We start from the raw sequence: 16,960 nt of genomic DNA, 5'->3' as shown, positions 1-16,960 counted from the left end.
CCTGACGCTAAGTCGGCCGCGGCGCCCCGGGCAACGATCGACCGGCTTATTTCGTCATCCGCGTCACGCTCTGTCACAAATCGGCGGATCGGCCCGCGGTTGCCGACCCTGGAGACATGTCTGCCGCATCCGCCCCCCGTGCGCCCCGGAACCCGGCCGCCGTCTCCATCGCCGTCGTGGGCGCCGGACCGCGGGGAGTGGGCGTGCTCGAGCGGCTCGCCGCGAACCTGCCGGAGCTCGGGGCGGCCGGGGTGCCGCTGGTGGTGCACCTGATCGACCCGCATCCCGCCGGCCCCGGCCGCATCTGGCGGCACGACCAGTCGCCCTTGCTGAAGCTCAACTCGATGGCGGCCGACGTGACCATGTTCACCGACGAGACGTCGACCACCGAGGGGCCGGTGCGGCCCGGCCCTTCCCTGATCGAGTGGGTGGAGCAGGTGCGCGGCGGGATCGTGCGGCTCGACCGGGCGCGGGTCGACCCGGCCCTGCTGGCCGAGATCGAGCACCTGGCGCCGGCGAGCTTTCCGACGAGGCGGCTGCAGAGCCTGTACCTGCGGTGGTTCTACGAGGAGGCGCTGGCCGCGCTCGCCGCGGTCGACGTCGACGTGACGGTTCTCGAGCACCGCGCCCGGGTGCGCCGGGTGAGCGAGACGCCCGACGGCGGCCAGCGGCTCGAGCTCGACGACGGCGAGGTGCTGCCGGCCGATCTCGTGCTGTACTCGCTCGGTCACACGGGCGCCGACCCCGAGCCCGAGCACGCCGCCCTGATCGACTTCGCGCACCGGCGCGAGCTCTACTACCTGCCCCCGGCGTTCACGGCGGATGCGGACACCCGGCCGATCGTGCCCGGCCAGCGGGTGCTCGTGCGCGGCTTCGGGCTCGCCGCCGTCGACCTCACGGTGCTGCTCACCGAGGGCCGCGGCGGGCGCTTCGTGCGTTCGGGCGACCGACTGCGCTACGAGTCGTCGGGCCGAGAACCGCGGATCGTGATCGGTTCGCGGCGCGGTGTGCCCTATCACTCCAAGATCAGTTCGAGTCTCGTGGGAGAGGCTCCGTCGGCGCGCTTCTTCACGCCCGCGGTCGCCGCGGAGCTGGAGGCCACGCGCTCCTCGCTGGACTTCGCGGCCGACGTCTGGCCGTTGATCGGGCAGGAGATGCTCTGGGGGTACTACCGAGAGCTGTTCACCGGGCATCCGGATCGGGTGGCGCTGCCGTGGGCGGAGTTCGCCGCCCGCTTCGAACGGTTCGACCCCCGGGCGTCACTGCTGGCCGCGGCCTCGAACGGCCGGGAACCCTCGCCGGCGGTGGCGCGCTCCCGCGGGCACGCGCTGCCGCCGCTCGGGGATGCGGCCGAGCAGGCGCGGGTGCTGGCTGATGCGGCGGCCCTCACCGAGCTGATCGAGAGCGCGGTGCCGCTGGAGCTCGACCGGCTGTTCCTGCCTGAGCTCGACCGGCCCATCGAGGGGCTGCGGGCGAGCTCGACCGAGGAGCTGCAGGAGGCGGTGCGCGCCTACATCGAGCGCGACCTGCTCCTGCGAACCCGGCCCGAGCACAGTGCCACCCTCGGGCTGTTCGTGGCCCTGCTCACCGCGCTGTTCTCGTTCGCCGAACTGATCGCCTCACCGAAGTGGACGGCGCGCTCGCGGGTGGAGGACATCCACGGCTGGTGGCTCGGCTACTTCAGCTTCATCGCCAGCGGTCCACCGGCGCACCGGCTCGAGGAGCTGCTCGCGCTCTCGGAGGCCGGCATCGTGGAGTTCATCGGTGGCGAGATGCGGGTGCGGGCGGATGAGGAGACCGGGGTCTTCCGGGCCGGGAGCGCCCAGCACGACCGCGAGGTCACGGCCACAGCCCTGGTCGACGCCCGCCTGCCCGACACGAGCATCGCCCGCAGCGACAACGAACTGCTGCGCCTGCTGGTGGAGACGGGCGCGGGGCGGGAGGAGATCGCGCACGACGCGAGGTTCCGCCGGTCGACCGGCCGACTGTCGGTGCGCGCCGACGACCGCAGGGTGCTGCACGGCTCGGGGGCGGCGAGCGGGCGCTGCTACGCCATCGGACCGTACACGACCTCGCCGTTCGTGGGGGCGTTCTCGCGGCCGCGCACGAACGCGGTGTCGTTCCGCGAGAACGACCGGGTGGCGCGGGCGCTGCTGCAGCACGCGGCCGAGCTGGCGGCATCCCGGGCCGACCGCGGTGCCGGCGCTTCAGCCGGTGTCGGCGAGCTGCCGCCGCCCGGCCTGTTCAGCGACCGCCTCTGGGGCGAGTTCGCGGCCGAGCCCGTGGCGCTCTGGGGTTCGGCCCGCCGAGGCGGCTGAGCGGGCCGTGGCCGCTCTGAATTAGCGTCTGGGGCATGACTACATCCGTCGCTGTGAAATCGTTGCCTTCGCGCCCGGCACGACGGGCCGTGCTGGAAATATGCCTCTTGAGCATTGTGGCGCTGCTCGTTCCATTCGTCTTCATCGGCCTTCCCTTCAACGGAGACAGGGTGATGGAATGGGCGATCACGGCGGGTCGGGTGGTGCTCCAGCACATCGGATGGGCCTTCGGCGCCTACATTCCCGTTCTGCTCGGCTTCTACGCGATCGTCATCGGCGGCCAGCTCGTGGGGGAACCCGAGACCGCGTTCCGCACGCGTCGCACGCTCGGCTTCGTGGCCGAGATGATGACCGGAGCGCTCGCGCCTGGACTCGCGGTCATCCTCGTTGCGGCTCTGTCGGATCCTTCCCAGGTGGGTGCCGTCTTCGTGGTTCTCCCGGTGACCGCCGTGATGGTGTTTCTTGCCGTCCAGCTCGGCGGTTTCATCGTGTTCGAGCCAGGCCTGAGGCTGGCGGCCGCACGGCGGTCGCGAGACTGGGCGAGAACTCGGCTGCGTTCACTGCGCAGTCGGTCTCGCAAGCCCGCCTGGCTTACCGTAGCGATCAACGTCGGCGTCGGCACGGCGATCGGTCTCGGCGCGACGTCCGCGATCGGGAGAGTCGGCGGATCGATCGGGATAGTCGCGCTGCTGCTCGGCCTGATCTCCTCAGGTCTCGCCTTGGCAGGTCTCTACGGGGTCTTCACCTGGCTCGCCGCTCGCGATCGCACGACCCTCGTCCTCGCCTGGGTTCTCCCGTCGTGCCTTTATGTGGCCACCTTCGCTCTCGCAGCGGAGTTGTTCCTGGGCAGAGCATCAGCCATTGGAGGGGGACTGCTCGCAATCGTGGCGTTCTCCCTGATCTCGACCTTCTGGCAGGGAAAGTCGCGGTCGAGGTTCTTCCGAAACTGGACGATTCGGGGTGCGGGAGCCCGTTCCGCAGCGCGATCGGTTCTCGGCACGTACCGACGGAGCGTGAACGACGTCCGGGAGGTACTCGAGGCCCAGCAGGAGGACAAGCTCTCCTGGGTGGGCCGTCTCGCGGCCGCGCGGGCGGCGTTCCGCGTCAGCCCATGAGGCCCGGCAGCAGCCGCAGGGTCTCCGCGACGGCCGGGATGTGGTCGCCGGCCGGGCGCATGACGGCCACGAGCATCCGATGGTCGCCGGCCGCGGTTCGGCGGGCGAGAACTCCGGGCGGCAGCGGCACGGCGTCGACCGCCAGGGCCGGCAGCAGCGCGACGCCCAGGCCCGCCGCCACCATGCTCATCACCGCCACGAAGTTGTCGGTCTCGAACGAGATCGTCGGGGCGAACCCCGCCCGGGCGCAGGAGTCGAGCAGGTGGCCGCGGCAGCGCGGGCAGCCCGCGATCCAGTTCTCGGCCCGCAGGGCGGCCAGGTCGACCGGCCCGCCGCCCGCCAGCGCGGGGTGCTCGGCCGGGGCGAGCAGCAGCACGTCGTCGCGCGCCAGCTCGTGCACCACCAGGCCCTCCGCGCTCGCCTCGAAGGGGTCGTTGCGGTCGGCGGGATGCCGGAACGCGATCGCGAGGTCGCTCACACCGTCGCGCACCCCGGCCACGGCCTCGGGCGGCTCGGCCTCGAGGTAGGTGATCTCCAGGCCCGGGTGCTCGACCCCGATCGCCCGGATCAGGCGGGGCACGATGGTCGACGACGCGGACGGGAACGCCGCGAGCCGCACGCGCCCGGCCCGGAGCCCTGCCAGGTCGGAGAGCTCGCCGGCCGCGGCGTCGAGCGCGGCCAGCACGTCGGTGGCGTGACGGGCGAGCACCTCGCCCGCATCCGTGAGCCGGATGCCGCGACCCGACCGGGTGACCAGCGGCATGCCGATGCGGGCCTCGACGCGTTTGAGCTGCTGGCTCAGCGCCGGCTGGCTGAAACCGAGCACGGCGGCGGCCCGGGTGATCGAGCCGTACTCCGCCACCGCGGCCACCACGCGCAGGGTGGGGGAGTCGAGGTCGAAGGCGCCGGCGAGTGGCGAGAGGGTCATGCCGTCGAGGGTAGCCGATTCATAATCTGAGGTGATGGATGGCATGCATCATCTGGTCTGGACGAATGAATGGCCGGCCGGGATGCTGGACTCATGACGCTTCTCGGCTCCGCATCCGGTCTCTCCGTGGCCGAGCTGCAGAGCCACTTCGACCCGCGCCCCGGGTACCTCTCGGCGTGCATGGTGGGGGTTCCGCCGCGCGAGACCGTGGCGGCGCTCGCCGCCGACCTCGCGGCGTGGGGCGAGGGGCACCGCGATCCGGGGTCGTACGGCTCGGCCGTCGAGCGGGCGCGGGAGGCCTTCGCGCGGTTGGTCGGCGTGCCGCTCTCGTGGGTGGCGACCGGTTCGCAGGTCTCGGCCACCGCGGGCGTGGTGGCGGCGTCGCTGCCCGACGGCGCGGAGGTGCTGCTGGTGGACGGCGACTTCAGCTCGATGGTGTTCCCGTTCTTGGTGCAGCAGCAGTCGGGGCGCATCCGGGTGCGGTGCGTGCCGCTCGACGGGCTGGCCGCCGCGATCGGCCCGCACACCGACCTCGTGGCCTTCTCGCTCGTGCAGTCGGCCACGGGCGCGCTGGCCGACACCGATGCCGTGCTCGCGGCGGCCGGGCGGCACGGCGCCGCTACCTTCTGCGACACCACCCAGGCCTGCGGCTGGCTGCCCGTCGACGCCTCGCTCTTCGACGTGACCGTGTGCCACACCTACAAGTGGCTCGGTGTGCCCCGCGGCGCCTGCCTCACCACCGTTGCCCCCGCCTACGCCGAACGGCTCACCCCGGTACTGGCCGGCTGGTACGCGGGTACCGACGTGTGGGGCTCCTGCTACGGCCCGGCCATGCAGCTGGCACCGGATGCGCGCCGCTTCGACCTCTCGCCGGCCTGGCCCGTGTGGGTGGGGGCCGCGGCCTCGCTCGAGCTCTTCGCGTCGGCCGACCTGCACGCGGTGCAGGAGTACTGCGTGGGCCTGGCCGACGAGCTGCGCACCGCCCTCCGTGCGGCCGACGTGGCGGCCGTGGGCAGCGACGGTTCGGCGATCGTCACGTGGCCGGATGCGTCGGGCGCGGCGATCGCGGCCCTCACCTCGGCGGGTTTGGCGGCCTCGGCGCGCTCGGGCCGCTGCCGCGTGGCGTTCCACGTGTGGAACACTCCGGGCGACCTCGCGCTCGCCCGCGCCGCCCTCGGCATCTGAGCGCGCCCAGCCCACCGCGCTCGGCGCCCGGGTGTGCAGGCACCGCGAGCCGGCGGCGTCAGTCGATGAGGGAGAGGGCCGCGAGGCGCGCCAGAGTCTCGGCGCCCGCGGGCGGGCAGCGGTGCGCGTCGGCCGAGGTGACCCAGTGGATGGCGTCGACCTCGCTCGAGGCGCGCGGCGCATCCGGAGTCGCACCGGCGAACAGCTGCATCTCCACCAGGCGGCCGAGCGGCTCGCCGTGCGCCTGCACCGTCACCGTGAACAGCGGCTCGAGGGCGGCCGGGTCGACGGTGATGCTCACCTCTTCGTGCGCTTCGCGGGCAGCGGCCTCGGCCGCCGTCTCGCCCGGGTCGATCTTGCCACCGGGCAGGTAGATGACGTCGCGGCCGCGGGCCGTGACCATCAGCAGGCGGCGGTTCCGGATGAGCGCCAGCGCCGCCACCCGAATGGTGGGCAGAGCCGGGTCGGCACCACGAGATCCGGCCCCGGAGGATCCGCTCGGCACGGGGTCAGCCCTCGGCGCGGCGGTAGGCCTCGAGCGACACGGCGGGGGCTGAGGCCTCGGCGGCCGAAGCGGCGGCGACCGCAGCGCGCGAGCGCTCCGACGCGTCGGCGCCCAGGCCGAACAGCGTCTCCACCGCCGCGAACACCTCGTCGGCCCGGCCTTCACGCGCGAGTTCGCGCGCACGCACCGACGGCGAGTGCAGGATGACTCCCACGAGGTGCCGAAGCGCCCGCTGGGTCTGCTCGCCCTCGCCGCGGTCGCGCGAGCGGGCGAGCTCGTCGTCGAGCAGGTCGAACAGGTGCGAACGCAGCGCCACGACGGCGGGGGTGACGGCGGCTTCGGCCTTGCCCGCGCGGTACTCGGCGGCGGCCTGGTCGACCAGGGCACGCGCATCCGACTCGGCGTTCAGCTCGTCGAGGGGGGCGTGCAGGCTGATGGTCTCGAGGTCGAGCAGTTCGGCCCCGGCGACGCCGGAGACCAGCGGATCGACGTTGCGCGGCAGGCCGAGGTCGATGATGAGCCGCCGCGTGAAGGCACCCGGCACCGAGGCCGAGGCGGTGAGGTGGGTGGCGTCGAGAACGTAGGTGTCGGCGGTGGAGCAGGTGATCACGACGTCGGCCGTGGCGATGGCCCCGAGGAGGTCTCCGGCGGCCACCGGCTCGATCTGCTGCTTGGCGGCGAACGCCACGGCCCGGCCCGAGGGCGAGTAGACGCGGATGTCGGTGACCCCCCGCTCGCGCAGGTTCGCCAGCGTCACCCGGGCGTACTGACCGGTGCCCACCAGGAGCACGCGCGTGCGCGCCCAGTCGGTGACGCGGCTCTCGGCCAGGTCGAGCCCGAGGCGCACGAGCGATCGGCCGGCGCCGCCGAGACCCGTCTTGGTCTTGACGTCGCGCGAGGTGTGCGAGGCCCGCTGGAAGAGGCGCTCGAGGTCGGAGGAGGTGGTGCCCTCGACCCGCGCGGTGGTGAGAGCGCGCTTCACCTGGCCGGCGATCTCGTCTTCACCCACGACCACCGACTCCAGGCCCGACGACACGGCGAACAGGTGGTCGGCCACGGTGTCTCCGGCCAGCACGGTGAGGCTGTCGCGCAGTTCGGCCACGTCGGCTCCGGATGCGCTGCCGAAGGACTCGGCCGCCTCCTCGACGGCGAGCGAGACACCCGCCGTGAGCGGCTCGTCGATGTCGAGGTAGGCCTCGAAGCGGTTGCAGGTGGCCAGCACCACGGCGCCCTGGACGAAGTCGCTGTGCTGCACGAGGCTCTTCGCTACGTCTGCGGTGCCGACCGAGAGCTTCTCGAGCAGGTCGAAACTCGCGTTGCGATGGTTCGCGGTGAGGCAGATGAGCACCAGATGATTGTACTCCCGCAACGATGTGCTCCTGCCGGGTGGGACGCATCCGGCAGGAGCACATCGGGAGCAGATCACGTGCGGGTCAGGGGCCGCTCACGCCCCGACCGGCGGGAATCAGTCCCAGAGCACCGTCGGGGTCGCCGAGGCCATGTCGATCGACGGTCGCCCGAGCGACGGTCCGAAGAGCACGCTGCAGGTGCCGGTGGCGCCGTTCTGCGTGCAGGTTCCGGTGGTCGTGACCGACCCGATGTAGTCGCCCTGGGCGAGCGTGGGGTTGTCGTAGCTCAGAGTCGGCACCATCGACTGGATGGTGACGGTTCCCTCGGCCGAGAGGCTGCGGGAGATGGTGCCGTCGGCGAGCTGGGTTCCGTCGGAGAGCGTGGCGGGAACGTCGAGGCCGCACCCGGCGGTGAGGGATGTCGACGCGAGGCAGGCGTCCACCGCGGCCTGCACGAGCGAGCGGAACTGGGTCAGTGCCGCGTCACTCAGCCCGGCATCGATACCCGTGGTGTCGACGCTTCCGTAGGGCTCGGTGGACGTGACCACCGTCTCACCCGTGAGAGTGAAGTTGGGCAGGCTCGTGGCGAGCTCGTAGGTGCCGGGGAAGACGTCGAAGACCTCGCCGTCGGCCTCCTGGCCGTTGACGGTGAGGCCGAGACCGGCGAACTGCGAGACGCCCAGCGAGCCGGTGCCGCCGGAGAGCACCCACGAGCCGTCCTCGGAGTAGTCGTACAGGCTGTACGTGGCCGTGACGGGGGTGTCGCCCAGCTGGTAGGCCACGGTGACCTCCGAGGAGCCGGCCGACGTCTGGTCGTCGACGATCTCGAAGTCGGTGATCGGGGCCAGCTCGTTCGAGGCGGCGAGCACCTCGTCGGTGAGCAGGGTGTCGTCGTCGGGAGCGGTGCCGAGCAGGCTGATCGCCGTCTCGGCGTCACCCTCGGTGAGGGCGGTGAAGTAGTCCTCGACGGTCTGCGACGCGGTGCGCTCGCTGCCGCCGCCCGACTCCTCCGAGCCGCCGGATCCGCCCGATCCCGCCATCAGGCCGCGCACGGCCACGACGCCGATGACGATCGCGATCACGAGCAGCAGCACGAGCCCGCCGGCCACGATGCCGATGATGGCCCCGGTGCTCAGCCCCTTCTTCTTGGGCGGCTGCTGTCCGGGAGGGGGCCCGGAGGGCGAGCCCTGCGGCGCCCCGTACTGCCCGCCCTGGGGCGGACCCTGCGGCGGGCCCTGGGGCGGACCCTGCGGCGGGCCCTGGGGCGCACCCTGCGGCGGGCCCTGCGGCGGCACCGGCGGAGTTCCGGCCGGGGCGCCCTGAGGTGCTCCGTACTGCGGCATCGGAGGCGGTGCGGCCGGCCCACCCTGCGGCGCTCCGGACGGCTCACCCTGCGGGCCCGGGTAGGCGGGGTTCGAAGGTCCGGTCGGAGGGGGCGGGTTCTGGCTCATGGGTCGTCCTGTCGAGGTGGTCGTCGATGAAATGTCAACACTTGTCTACCATCAGGCCGGGGAACGGTACATGGGGAGATCTCCCCACCTCCTCTCCTCGGGCTGCGTCTCAGCCCGGTTCCGTATCATCGGTGGGTGACCCTGCCCGCGACGCACCCTCTTCTCGACGGCCGTACCGCCGCATCCGCTCTCGTGACCACCTACCGTGGCGTGCGCGGCGATCGCACCCCCGTGTGGTTCATGCGGCAGGCGGGCCGGTCGCTGCCCGAGTACCGCGAGCTGCGCGTGGGCACCCGCATGCTCGACGCCTGCCTCGACCCGGCCATGGCCAGCGAGATCACCCTGCAGCCGGTGCGTCGGCACGGCGTCGACGCGGGCATCTTCTTCAGCGACATCGTCATCCCCCTCAAGCTCGCCGGCGTCGACGTCGAGATCGAGCCCGGCCGCGGGCCCGTGCTCGCCAAGCCCGTGCGCACCCTCGCCGACGTGGCCGCGCTGCCGGCTCCGGATGGCGCCGACTTCACCGCCATCCAGCAGGGCGTCGCGCTCACGGTGGCCGCACTCGGCAGCACCCCGCTGATCGGCTTCGCCGGTGCGCCGTTCACCCTCGCGGCCTATCTGGTGGAGGGCGGCCCGTCGAAGGACCACATCCGCGCCCGCACCCTCATGCACTCCGACCCCGAGGCCTGGGAGGGACTGCTCACCTGGGCGGCTGCGGTGACGGGCCGCTTCCTGCGGGCGCAGCTCGTGGCGGGGGCGAGCGCGGCGCAGCTCTTCGACTCCTGGGTGGGTTCGCTCTCCCGCACCGACTACGTGGAGCGCGTGGCGCCGTTCTCGAAGGCGGCCCTCGAGCCCATCCGCGACCTCGACGTGCCCGTGGTGCACTTCGGTGTGGGCAGCGGCGAGGTGCTCGCCGACATGCACGCTGTGGGCGCCGACGTGGTGGGCGTCGACTGGCGCCTGCCGCTGGATGAGGCCTCGCGGCGGCTCGGCGGCGCGGTGACCGTGCAGGGCAACGTCGATCCGGCGCTGCTCACCGCCCCCTGGCCGGTGCTCGAGGCACATGTGCTCGACGTGCTGCGCCGCGGCCGGAGCGCTCCCGCGCACGTGCTCAACCTCGGGCACGGGGTTCCGCCCGAGACCGATCCCGACGTGCTGAGCCGCATCGTGGAGCTCGTGCACGCGCAGGGCGGGGCGGCGCCGGAGACCGGCCGATGAGTTCCGGCGGGCCGGCGGGCCCGGAGGCCGGCGAGACCTCCGAGGTCGACGTGCTCGTGGTCGGCGGCGGCGTCGCCGGCCTCGTGGCCGCCCGCCAGCTGGCGCGCCTGGGCCACTCCGTGCTCGTGGTCGAGGAGCGCTCGGGGCCGGGTGGCTTCGTGGCCGCCCACGACGTGGCCGGCATCCGCCTCGACGCCGGCGCTGAGAGCTTCGCCACCCGCAAGGGCACCGTGGCGGCGCTCGCCGCCGAACTCGGGCTCGGCGACGACGTGGTGGTGCCCGCCGGCGCCGGTGCGTGGGTGCACTGGTCGGGCGGCACCGCTCCGCTCCCGGCGGCCGGGGTGCTCGGCATCCCGGGGGTTCCACTCGCCACCGACGTGCGCCGCGTGATCGGCTGGCCGGGCAGCCTGCGCGCCTACCTCGACCGGCTGATGCCCATTCTCCGCGTGCGCCCCGAGCACGACCTCGGCGACATCGTGCGCCGCCGCATGGGCCGCCGGGTGCTCGACCGGCTCGTCACCCCCGTGGTGGCGGGCGTGCACTCCTCCGACCCCGGAGACGTCGACGTGCGCACCGTCGCCCCCGGCCTCACCCAGGCCATGACCACGCAGGGCTCGCTCTCGGGCGCCGTGATGGCGCTGCGCGAGCAGGCGCCCGCCGGTAGCCAGGTGCAGGGCATCGTGGGCGGCATGCACCGCCTGGTGGAGGCCCTCGAGCGCGACCTCGCCTTCTACGGCGGCACCCTCGAGAGCGGTACCCGAGTGCTGTCGCTCGCCCCCGTCTCGAACGCGACGAACGGCACGACGGCCGGGCCCGGCGACGCGATTCCGGATGCGCGGGCCGGCTGGTCGGTCACGCTCGCCCCGGCAGACCGCACGGTGGCCGCCCGCACGGTGTCGGCCCGCGCCGTGGTGGTGGCGGCCGGATTCCGGCCGGCCCTGCAGCTGCTCGCCGAGGCCGGGGTGGGAGACGTGACGGGTGCGCCCGAGCTGCCGGGCGCAGGCCTGTGGCCTGAGCCCGCATCCGTCGCCCTGGCGACCGTGGTGATCGACGACCCCCGGCTCGATGCGGCGCCCCGGGGCACCGGTGTGCTGGTGGCACCGGGCACACCGGGGGTCACGGCCAAGGCGCTCACCCATTCCACGGCGAAGTGGGCCTGGCTCGCCGCCGGATTGCCGGCCCACCGGCACGTGCTGAGGCTGTCGTACGGCCGTCGCGGCGACGAGCCGGGCGTGGCCGATCGCGTCGACCTCGACACGGTGATCGCCGACGCCTCGACGCTGCTCGGGGTGCGGCTCGACCCCTCCCGCGTCGTGGGCTCCGACGTGGTGACCTGGAACGACTCGCTCGCCTTCGCGACCGTGGGCCACAAGGCGCGGGTCACTCAGACGCTCGAGGCGGTCGCGGCCGTGCCCGCACTCGACGTGGTGGGTGCGTGGGTGTCGGGAACCGGGCTCGCGGCCACCGTGGAGCACGCCCGTGGCACCGCGTCGGCCCTCGCCGCCGAGTTGCGCGGCGCCCCGCGCCTCGACGCGGAGTAGGCCGCGGAACGCCGCCTCGGCGTGCCCCGGGCGCCGTCTCGTGCGGGGGTAGGACAGTCGGACTACGCTTTGACCAACCCTGTTCCCCATCGATCGGAATTCACACATGCGCGGAAAGTTCGTCTTCGTGGTCGGCCTGGCGACGGGGTATGTGCTCGGCACGAGAGCCGGGCGCGAGCGGTACGTGCAGATCAAGTCCGGTGCCGACAAGGTGTGGAACCTGCCCGTGGTGCAGTCCGGCGTCGACAGGGTGCAGGAGTTCGCCGGCGCCCGGGTCGACACCGTCAAGGCGAACCTGTCCAAGCGCGCCCGGAAGGCGCTCGCCGGCCTGATCGGGCGCGAGCCGCTCGACGGCCCGCAGCAGAGCCGCGCAGCGGCGAAGGCCGGCTCCACCCGGCCGAAGACCCCGGTGAAGGCCGCGTCGACGTCGACCGCTGCCACGACCGCCGCCAAGTCGGCTGCCGCCAAGCCCGCTGCGGCGAAGCCGGCCGCGGCGAAGCCCGCCACCTCCGACAAGCCGTCCGCGGGCACCGCCTCGCCGGAATCCGACGACTAGAAGGGCGCCCCACATGACCGAAGAACGCGACAAGAAGGCCCGCCGCTCGCTGGTCTCGTTGCTGGCCGAGCTGCCCACGCTCATCATCCAGCTGCTGAAAGACGAGATCGAGAACCTCAAGCGCGAGCTCACCGCCAAGCTCGCGAAACTCGGCATCGGCGTGGGCCTGTTCGTGGCCGCGGCGCTGCTGGCGTTCTTCGCCTTCGCGACGCTGGTCGCCGCCGCCGTGCTGGGCATCGCCACCGCGCTGCCCGCCTGGCTCGCGGCTCTCATCGTGGGAGTCGCCCTGCTGATCATCGCGGGCATCCTGGTGCTGATCGGCGTGCGCTCGCTGAAGAAGGGGCTGCCACCGGTGCCGGAGGAGTCGATCGAGAGCATCAAGAAAGACCTCAACACGGTGAGGGGTCTGGGGCAGTGACCGAGAACCGGAGCACACCGGCCCTGCACGCCGACATCGCCAAGACCCGCGACGAGCTGCGGTCGACGCTCGACGCGATCGAGTTCAAGCTGAACGTGCCGAAGCAGGCCAGGCACGCGGCCCACCGGCTGAAGAGCCGTTTCAACCGGCTGCGCGCCGAGAACCCCGCGGCCGTCGCGGCGGGGATCGGCGGGGCGGTCGTGGTGCTGGCAGGAGTGGCCGTTCTCGGCTTCCGCGCCGCTTCCACGAGGTAGCGTGTAAGAGAGCCCGGCCGTTCCACCGGTCTGTTCGGCTCGCGCACCGGCCCCGGCCGATGCCCACGGGCGCCCGCCGTCGCGCTCGCGTACCACCATCGAAACGAAGAGGGATCATGACTGACCCGACAGTCCGAACCACCGCCGATGTCGAGCCCGCTCGCGATGTCGAGGACTCGGAGGAGGTACCCGCCCTGGGCTACACGCTCTGGGCGGTTTTCCGTCGCAACCCCGATCGGGCGGTCGTGCTCGACGGCAGCGACGTACCGGATGCCGTGGCCGAGCTCGACGACGCCGTGGTCTCCGTCGAGGCCGAAGACGTGATGGTGCGGGGCTTCTACGACGTCTCGGGCCTCCGCTCCGACGCCGACGTGATGGTCTGGCTGCACGGCAGCGTGCCCGAGACCCTGCAGTGGGCGCTTCGTCAGCTGCGCCGCACGCAGCTGTTCGCCCCGCTGCTGCCCACCTGGAACGCCATGGGCGTGCACCGTGATGCGGAGTTCTCGGCCAACCACCTGCCCGCCTTCATGCGCGGCAAGGAGCCCAAGGGCTGGGTGACCGTGTATCCCTTCGTGCGCTCGTACGACTGGTACATCCTGCCGGAGGAGGAGCGTCGGGCGATGCTCGCCGACCACGGCCGCAAGGGCGGCGCCTTCCGCTCGGTGCTCGCCAACACCGTCGCCTCGTTCGCCCTCGGCGACTACGAGTGGATCCTGGCGCTCGAGGACGACGAGCTCACCAACCTCGTCGACATGATGCGTGCCCTGAGACAGACGGAGGCGCGCCGTCATGTGCGCGAGGAGGTTCCGTTCTACACGGGCCGCCGCATCGACGTCGCCGAGATCGTGGAGGTGCTCCAGTGACCGTCATCGACGGCTCCGCCCCGTCCGGAACCCCCGCGCCCGTCGTGCGCAACGCCAGCCCCGCCGCCGCGGCCGGGCCCGAGCACGTCTCGACCCCCACGGCGTACGACGCCATCCTGCTCGCCTCCTTCGGCGGACCGGAGGGCCAGGACGACGTCATCCCCTTCCTCCGCAACGTCACCCGCGGTCGCGGCATCCCCGACGAGCGGCTCGAAGAGGTGGCCCACCACTACCGCGCCTTCGGCGGCGTCAGCCCCATCAACTCGCAGAACCGCGCCCTGAAGGCCGCCCTCGAGGCCGAGCTCGCCGAGCGCGGCATCGACCTGCCGGTGCTCTGGGGCAACCGCAACTGGGACCCGTACCTCCCCGAGGCACTCCGAGAAGCGGATGCGCGGGGCCTGCACACGCTGATCGCGGTCGCCACGAGCGCCTACAGCTCCTACAGCTCGTGCCGCCAGTATCGGGAGGACTTCGCTTCGGCGCTGGACGAGACCGGCCTCGCCGACACCATCACCATCGACAAGGTGCGGCAGTTCTTCGACCACCCCGGATTCGTGCAGCCCTTCATCGACGGACTCGCGACGGCGCTGGCGGGCATCCAGGATCGCTTCGAGGACATCGATCTGGCGACCGAGGTCGAGGTGCTGTTCAGCACGCACTCCATCCCCTCGGGCGATGCCGCGAAGTCGGGCCCCGACTTCCGCGGCTTCGGGCCGGAGGGCGCCTACGCCGCGCAGCACAAGGCGGTGGCCGAGGTGGTGCTGATGTCGGCGACCTCCGGTCTCGCCGGCCAGCCCGACGTGCCCTGGCAGCTCGTGTACCAGTCGCGCTCGGGCCCGCCCACGCAGCCGTGGCTCGAGCCCGACATCAACGACGCCATCGCCGAGCTGCCCGCCAAGGGCATCCGCGCCGTGGTGATCGTGCCGCTCGGTTTCGTGAGCGACCACATGGAGGTGATGTGGGACCTCGACAACGAGGCGCTGGAGAGCTGCGCCGAGCACGGCCTCTACGGTGTGCGCACGCCGACCCCCGGCATCGACCCCGCCTACGTGGCCGGCCTCGTCGACCTGGTGCTGGAGCGCGTGAACGGGACGCCCGTGGAGGAGCGCCCGCACGCCACCGACATCGGGCCGTGGTACGACGTGTGCCGCTCCGGATGCTGCGAGAACGCGCGGCTCGGCTTCAAGCCGGCAGTGTCGGGGCTCGCCCCCTGACATCGGCGTGCTCGGCGCCATTCGATCATCAGCGGTATGAAGGACAGCAGTCATCGTGAGTAGGAAGCTTCGGGTCGCGACACGCGGCAGCGCCCTCGCCAGAGCCCAGACGGGGCACGTGGTGGCGGCCCTCGTCGAAGCCACCGGCGTCGAGGTGGAGACGGTGATCATCACCTCCGAGGGCGACCGCTCGAAGGAGTCGCTGGCCTCGCTCGGCGGCACCGGAGTGTTCGCGAGCGCGCTGCGGGAGGCCCTCGTGGCCGGCGACTGCGACCTCATCGTGCACTCGCTGAAAGACCTGCCCACCGCCGCCTACGACGGCCTCGTGATCGGGGCCGTGCCGCTGCGCGAAGACCCGCGCGACGTGCTCTGCGCGCGCGACGGGATGAGCCTCGACGACCTGCCGATCGGCGCCCGCGTGGGTACCGGATCGCCCCGCCGGGTGGCGCAGCTGCTCGCTCTGCGGCCCGATCTCACGGTGGTCGACATCCGCGGCAACGTCGACACCCGGCTCGGCCGCGTGCGCGACGGCGACCTGGACGCGGTGGTGCTGGCGTCAGCGGGTCTCACCAGGCTCGATAGGCTAGACGCAGCATCCGAGATCTTCGCCCTCGACCTCTGGCCGACGGCGCCGGGCCAGGGTGCCCTCGCGATCGAGACCCGAGAGGGAGACAGCATTCCCGAGTTGCTCAGCATCGAACACCCGCCGACGCGCACGGCCGTGCTCGCCGAGCGCGCCGTGCTGGCTGCCCTCGAGGCGGGATGCGCGGCGCCGATCGGCGCCACGGCCACGGTGCTGGGCGACGAACTGCTGCTCGCCGCCACCGTCTATCAGGCCGACGGTGCCGCGGAGCTCGGTTGCGAGCGGTCGGCTCGGCTGATGGGCGACGACACCCTCGTGGCGACGCTGCTCGGCGAGGCCGTGGCCACCCAGCTGCTGGAGGACGGGGCCGCAGAGCTCGCGCCGGTGGGCCCCGCCGGCTCGTCCGGCCTGGCCGACGGTGCCGACCCCTCCGCCTCCTGGCCGGGCGGTACCGAGTGACGGCCTGGGGTCAGCGGCCGCTCGGCGGCTGGCGCATCCTCGTTCCCCGCGGCGGCCCCTGGGGTCACGGCGTGGCCGCCGACCTGCGCGCGGTGGGGGCCAAGCCCATCGTGGCGCCGATGATCAACTTCGCGCCCACCGAAGACGACGAGACGCTGCAGCAGGCGCTGCGGGCCCTGGCCGAGGGGCGCTTCGACTGGCTCACCATGACCAGCGCCACCACCGTCGACGTGCTGGCGGCGCACCAGGCCGTGGTGCCGCCCGAGACGCACATCGCCGCCGTGGGCGAGACCACCGCGGCGGCCCTGAGTGCCGCCGGCTACAAGGTCGACCTGGTGCCGCCGGAGGACAACTCGGCCGCCGGGCTCCTGCGCGAGCTCAAGCGGTTCGAGCAGTTCGGACCCGAGCTCAAGGTGCTGACGCTGCGCAGTGACATCGCGAAGCCCACGCTCACCGAGGGGCTGATCGCGCGCGGTCACACCGTGGAGTCGGTGGTGGCGTACCGCACCATCGGCGTCGAGGTCGATCCGCAGATCCGCACCGACGTGGCGGAGGGCTCGATCGACGCCATCTTCGTGACGTCGGGCTCGGTGGCCGAGCAGGTGCAGCTGCAGCTGGGCCCCATCCCCGAGTCGACGCTCGTGGCGGCCATCGGCCCGCGCACCGCCGAAGACGCCCGGGCCTACGGCCTCCGGGTCGACGTGATCGCCAAGGGCCGCTCCGCCGAGTCGCTCATCAACGCGGTCATCGAGGTCGCGAACTCCCGCCGCACCTGACCCTGCGCGCTGCGCCCTGCGCATTGCGTCGCGAAAAGTCGCCCTCAAGGGCGCTTCAGCACGACTTTGCGCGACTCACCGGGGTGGTGGCGGGGCTAGGTGTACTGCCCAGGGACGTTGGTTGATGTGTGATGTCTTGAAGTGACGAAGACCTCCGGTGGAGGGTTGGAGCTGTCTAGGTTCCATCACCACTGCCGGAGGTCTTCGTGTCTCACCGTAATGCTGCT

The 16,960-nt window shown here is 72.5% G+C and carries 16 protein-coding genes; 12 read left to right on the top strand and 4 right to left on the bottom strand.

The features are described 5' to 3' along the window. Positions 1 to 116: 116 nt before the first annotated feature. Complete coding sequence (locus ACEXOR_RS15445; RefSeq protein ID WP_374850613.1) at positions 117 to 2,318, top strand: FAD/NAD(P)-binding protein; 2,202 nt, start codon at positions 117 to 119, stop codon at positions 2,316 to 2,318. A gap of 173 nt (positions 2,319 to 2,491) precedes the next feature. Continuing rightward, on the top strand, positions 2,492 to 3,433 hold the full coding sequence (locus ACEXOR_RS15440; RefSeq protein ID WP_374850612.1) for a hypothetical protein: 942 nt from the start codon (positions 2,492 to 2,494) through the stop codon (positions 3,431 to 3,433). On the opposite strand, the gene ACEXOR_RS15435 is transcribed toward ACEXOR_RS15440, so the two are convergent. Beyond that, positions 3,423 to 4,361: a LysR family transcriptional regulator gene (locus ACEXOR_RS15435; RefSeq protein ID WP_374850611.1), complete on the bottom strand. Its 939-nt coding sequence runs from the start codon at positions 4,359 to 4,361 to the stop codon at positions 3,423 to 3,425. The genes ACEXOR_RS15440 and ACEXOR_RS15435 overlap by 11 nt on opposite strands. A 93-nt stretch (positions 4,362 to 4,454) precedes the next feature. Between ACEXOR_RS15435 and ACEXOR_RS15430 the strand changes: the two genes are divergently transcribed. Beyond that, the gene (locus tag ACEXOR_RS15430) at positions 4,455 to 5,546 is read left to right on the top strand and encodes an aminotransferase class V-fold PLP-dependent enzyme (RefSeq protein WP_374850610.1); all 1,092 of its coding nucleotides are present in this window, start codon (positions 4,455 to 4,457) and stop codon (positions 5,544 to 5,546) included. Positions 5,547 to 5,604: 58 nt separating this feature from the next. Here ACEXOR_RS15430 and ACEXOR_RS15425 read toward each other — a convergent pair whose 3' ends face one another. The 3 genes from ACEXOR_RS15425 to ACEXOR_RS15415 all read right to left on the bottom strand — a co-directional run bounded on the left by ACEXOR_RS15425 (position 5,605) and on the right by ACEXOR_RS15415 (position 8,851). After that, on the bottom strand, positions 5,605 to 6,051 hold the full coding sequence (locus ACEXOR_RS15425) for an NUDIX hydrolase (RefSeq protein WP_374850609.1): 447 nt from the start codon (positions 6,049 to 6,051) through the stop codon (positions 5,605 to 5,607). 4 nt (positions 6,052 to 6,055) lie between these two features. Further along, complete coding sequence (locus ACEXOR_RS15420) at positions 6,056 to 7,399, bottom strand: glutamyl-tRNA reductase (protein WP_374850608.1); 1,344 nt, start codon at positions 7,397 to 7,399, stop codon at positions 6,056 to 6,058. Between the two features lie 117 nt (positions 7,400 to 7,516). Then, entirely contained in the window at positions 7,517 to 8,851 is a 1,335-nt protein-coding gene (locus ACEXOR_RS15415; RefSeq protein ID WP_374850607.1) for a hypothetical protein, read from the bottom strand. A 135-nt stretch (positions 8,852 to 8,986) separates the two neighbouring features. On the opposite strand from ACEXOR_RS15415, the gene hemE reads away from it, so the two are divergent. From hemE to ACEXOR_RS15370, 9 genes are all read left to right on the top strand, one after another. Then, on the top strand, positions 8,987 to 10,069 hold the full coding sequence (gene hemE, locus ACEXOR_RS15410; protein ID WP_374850606.1) for a uroporphyrinogen decarboxylase: 1,083 nt from the start codon (positions 8,987 to 8,989) through the stop codon (positions 10,067 to 10,069). After that, positions 10,066 to 11,610 (top strand): protoporphyrinogen/coproporphyrinogen oxidase, encoded by a 1,545-nt coding sequence (locus ACEXOR_RS15405; RefSeq protein WP_374850605.1) that lies wholly within the window; start codon positions 10,066 to 10,068, stop codon positions 11,608 to 11,610. Before hemE ends, ACEXOR_RS15405 begins: the two co-directional genes overlap by 4 nt. 106 nt (positions 11,611 to 11,716) lie before the next feature. Then, a complete protein-coding gene (locus ACEXOR_RS15400; RefSeq protein ID WP_374850604.1) occupies positions 11,717 to 12,166 on the top strand; it encodes a YtxH domain-containing protein in 450 nt (149 codons plus the stop codon). A 13-nt stretch (positions 12,167 to 12,179) separates the two neighbouring features. Next, positions 12,180 to 12,584 carry a phage holin family protein gene (locus ACEXOR_RS15395; protein WP_374850603.1) on the top strand — a complete coding sequence of 135 codons (405 nt, stop codon included), beginning with the start codon at positions 12,180 to 12,182 and terminating at the stop codon, positions 12,582 to 12,584. Continuing rightward, positions 12,581 to 12,838, top strand: coding sequence for a DUF3618 domain-containing protein (locus tag ACEXOR_RS15390; RefSeq protein WP_374850602.1), 258 nt, complete (start codon positions 12,581 to 12,583; stop codon positions 12,836 to 12,838). Before ACEXOR_RS15395 ends, ACEXOR_RS15390 begins: the two co-directional genes overlap by 4 nt. 116 nt (positions 12,839 to 12,954) lie before the next feature. Next, positions 12,955 to 13,701, top strand: a complete 747-nt coding sequence (gene hemQ, locus ACEXOR_RS15385) for a hydrogen peroxide-dependent heme synthase (RefSeq protein WP_374850601.1) — start codon at positions 12,955 to 12,957, stop codon at positions 13,699 to 13,701. Then, the gene (locus tag ACEXOR_RS15380; protein WP_374850600.1) at positions 13,698 to 14,915 is read left to right on the top strand and encodes a ferrochelatase; all 1,218 of its coding nucleotides are present in this window, start codon (positions 13,698 to 13,700) and stop codon (positions 14,913 to 14,915) included. Before hemQ ends, ACEXOR_RS15380 begins: the two co-directional genes overlap by 4 nt. 55 nt (positions 14,916 to 14,970) lie before the next feature. Beyond that, entirely contained in the window at positions 14,971 to 15,957 is a 987-nt protein-coding gene (gene hemC / locus ACEXOR_RS15375) for a hydroxymethylbilane synthase (RefSeq protein ID WP_374850599.1), read from the top strand. Then, positions 15,954 to 16,733 carry a uroporphyrinogen-III synthase gene (locus tag ACEXOR_RS15370; RefSeq protein ID WP_374850598.1) on the top strand — a complete coding sequence of 260 codons (780 nt, stop codon included), beginning with the start codon at positions 15,954 to 15,956 and terminating at the stop codon, positions 16,731 to 16,733. The genes hemC and ACEXOR_RS15370 overlap by 4 nt, the downstream gene beginning before the upstream one ends. The last annotated feature ends 227 nt before the right edge of the window (positions 16,734 to 16,960 follow it).

This window comes from Herbiconiux liangxiaofengii (assembly GCF_041927335.1).
In the GTDB taxonomy this organism is placed as follows: domain Bacteria; phylum Actinomycetota; class Actinomycetes; order Actinomycetales; family Microbacteriaceae; genus Herbiconiux; species Herbiconiux liangxiaofengii.
Note: the sequence above shows the minus strand (reverse complement) of the source record. Positions and strands in the feature narration are given on the sequence as shown.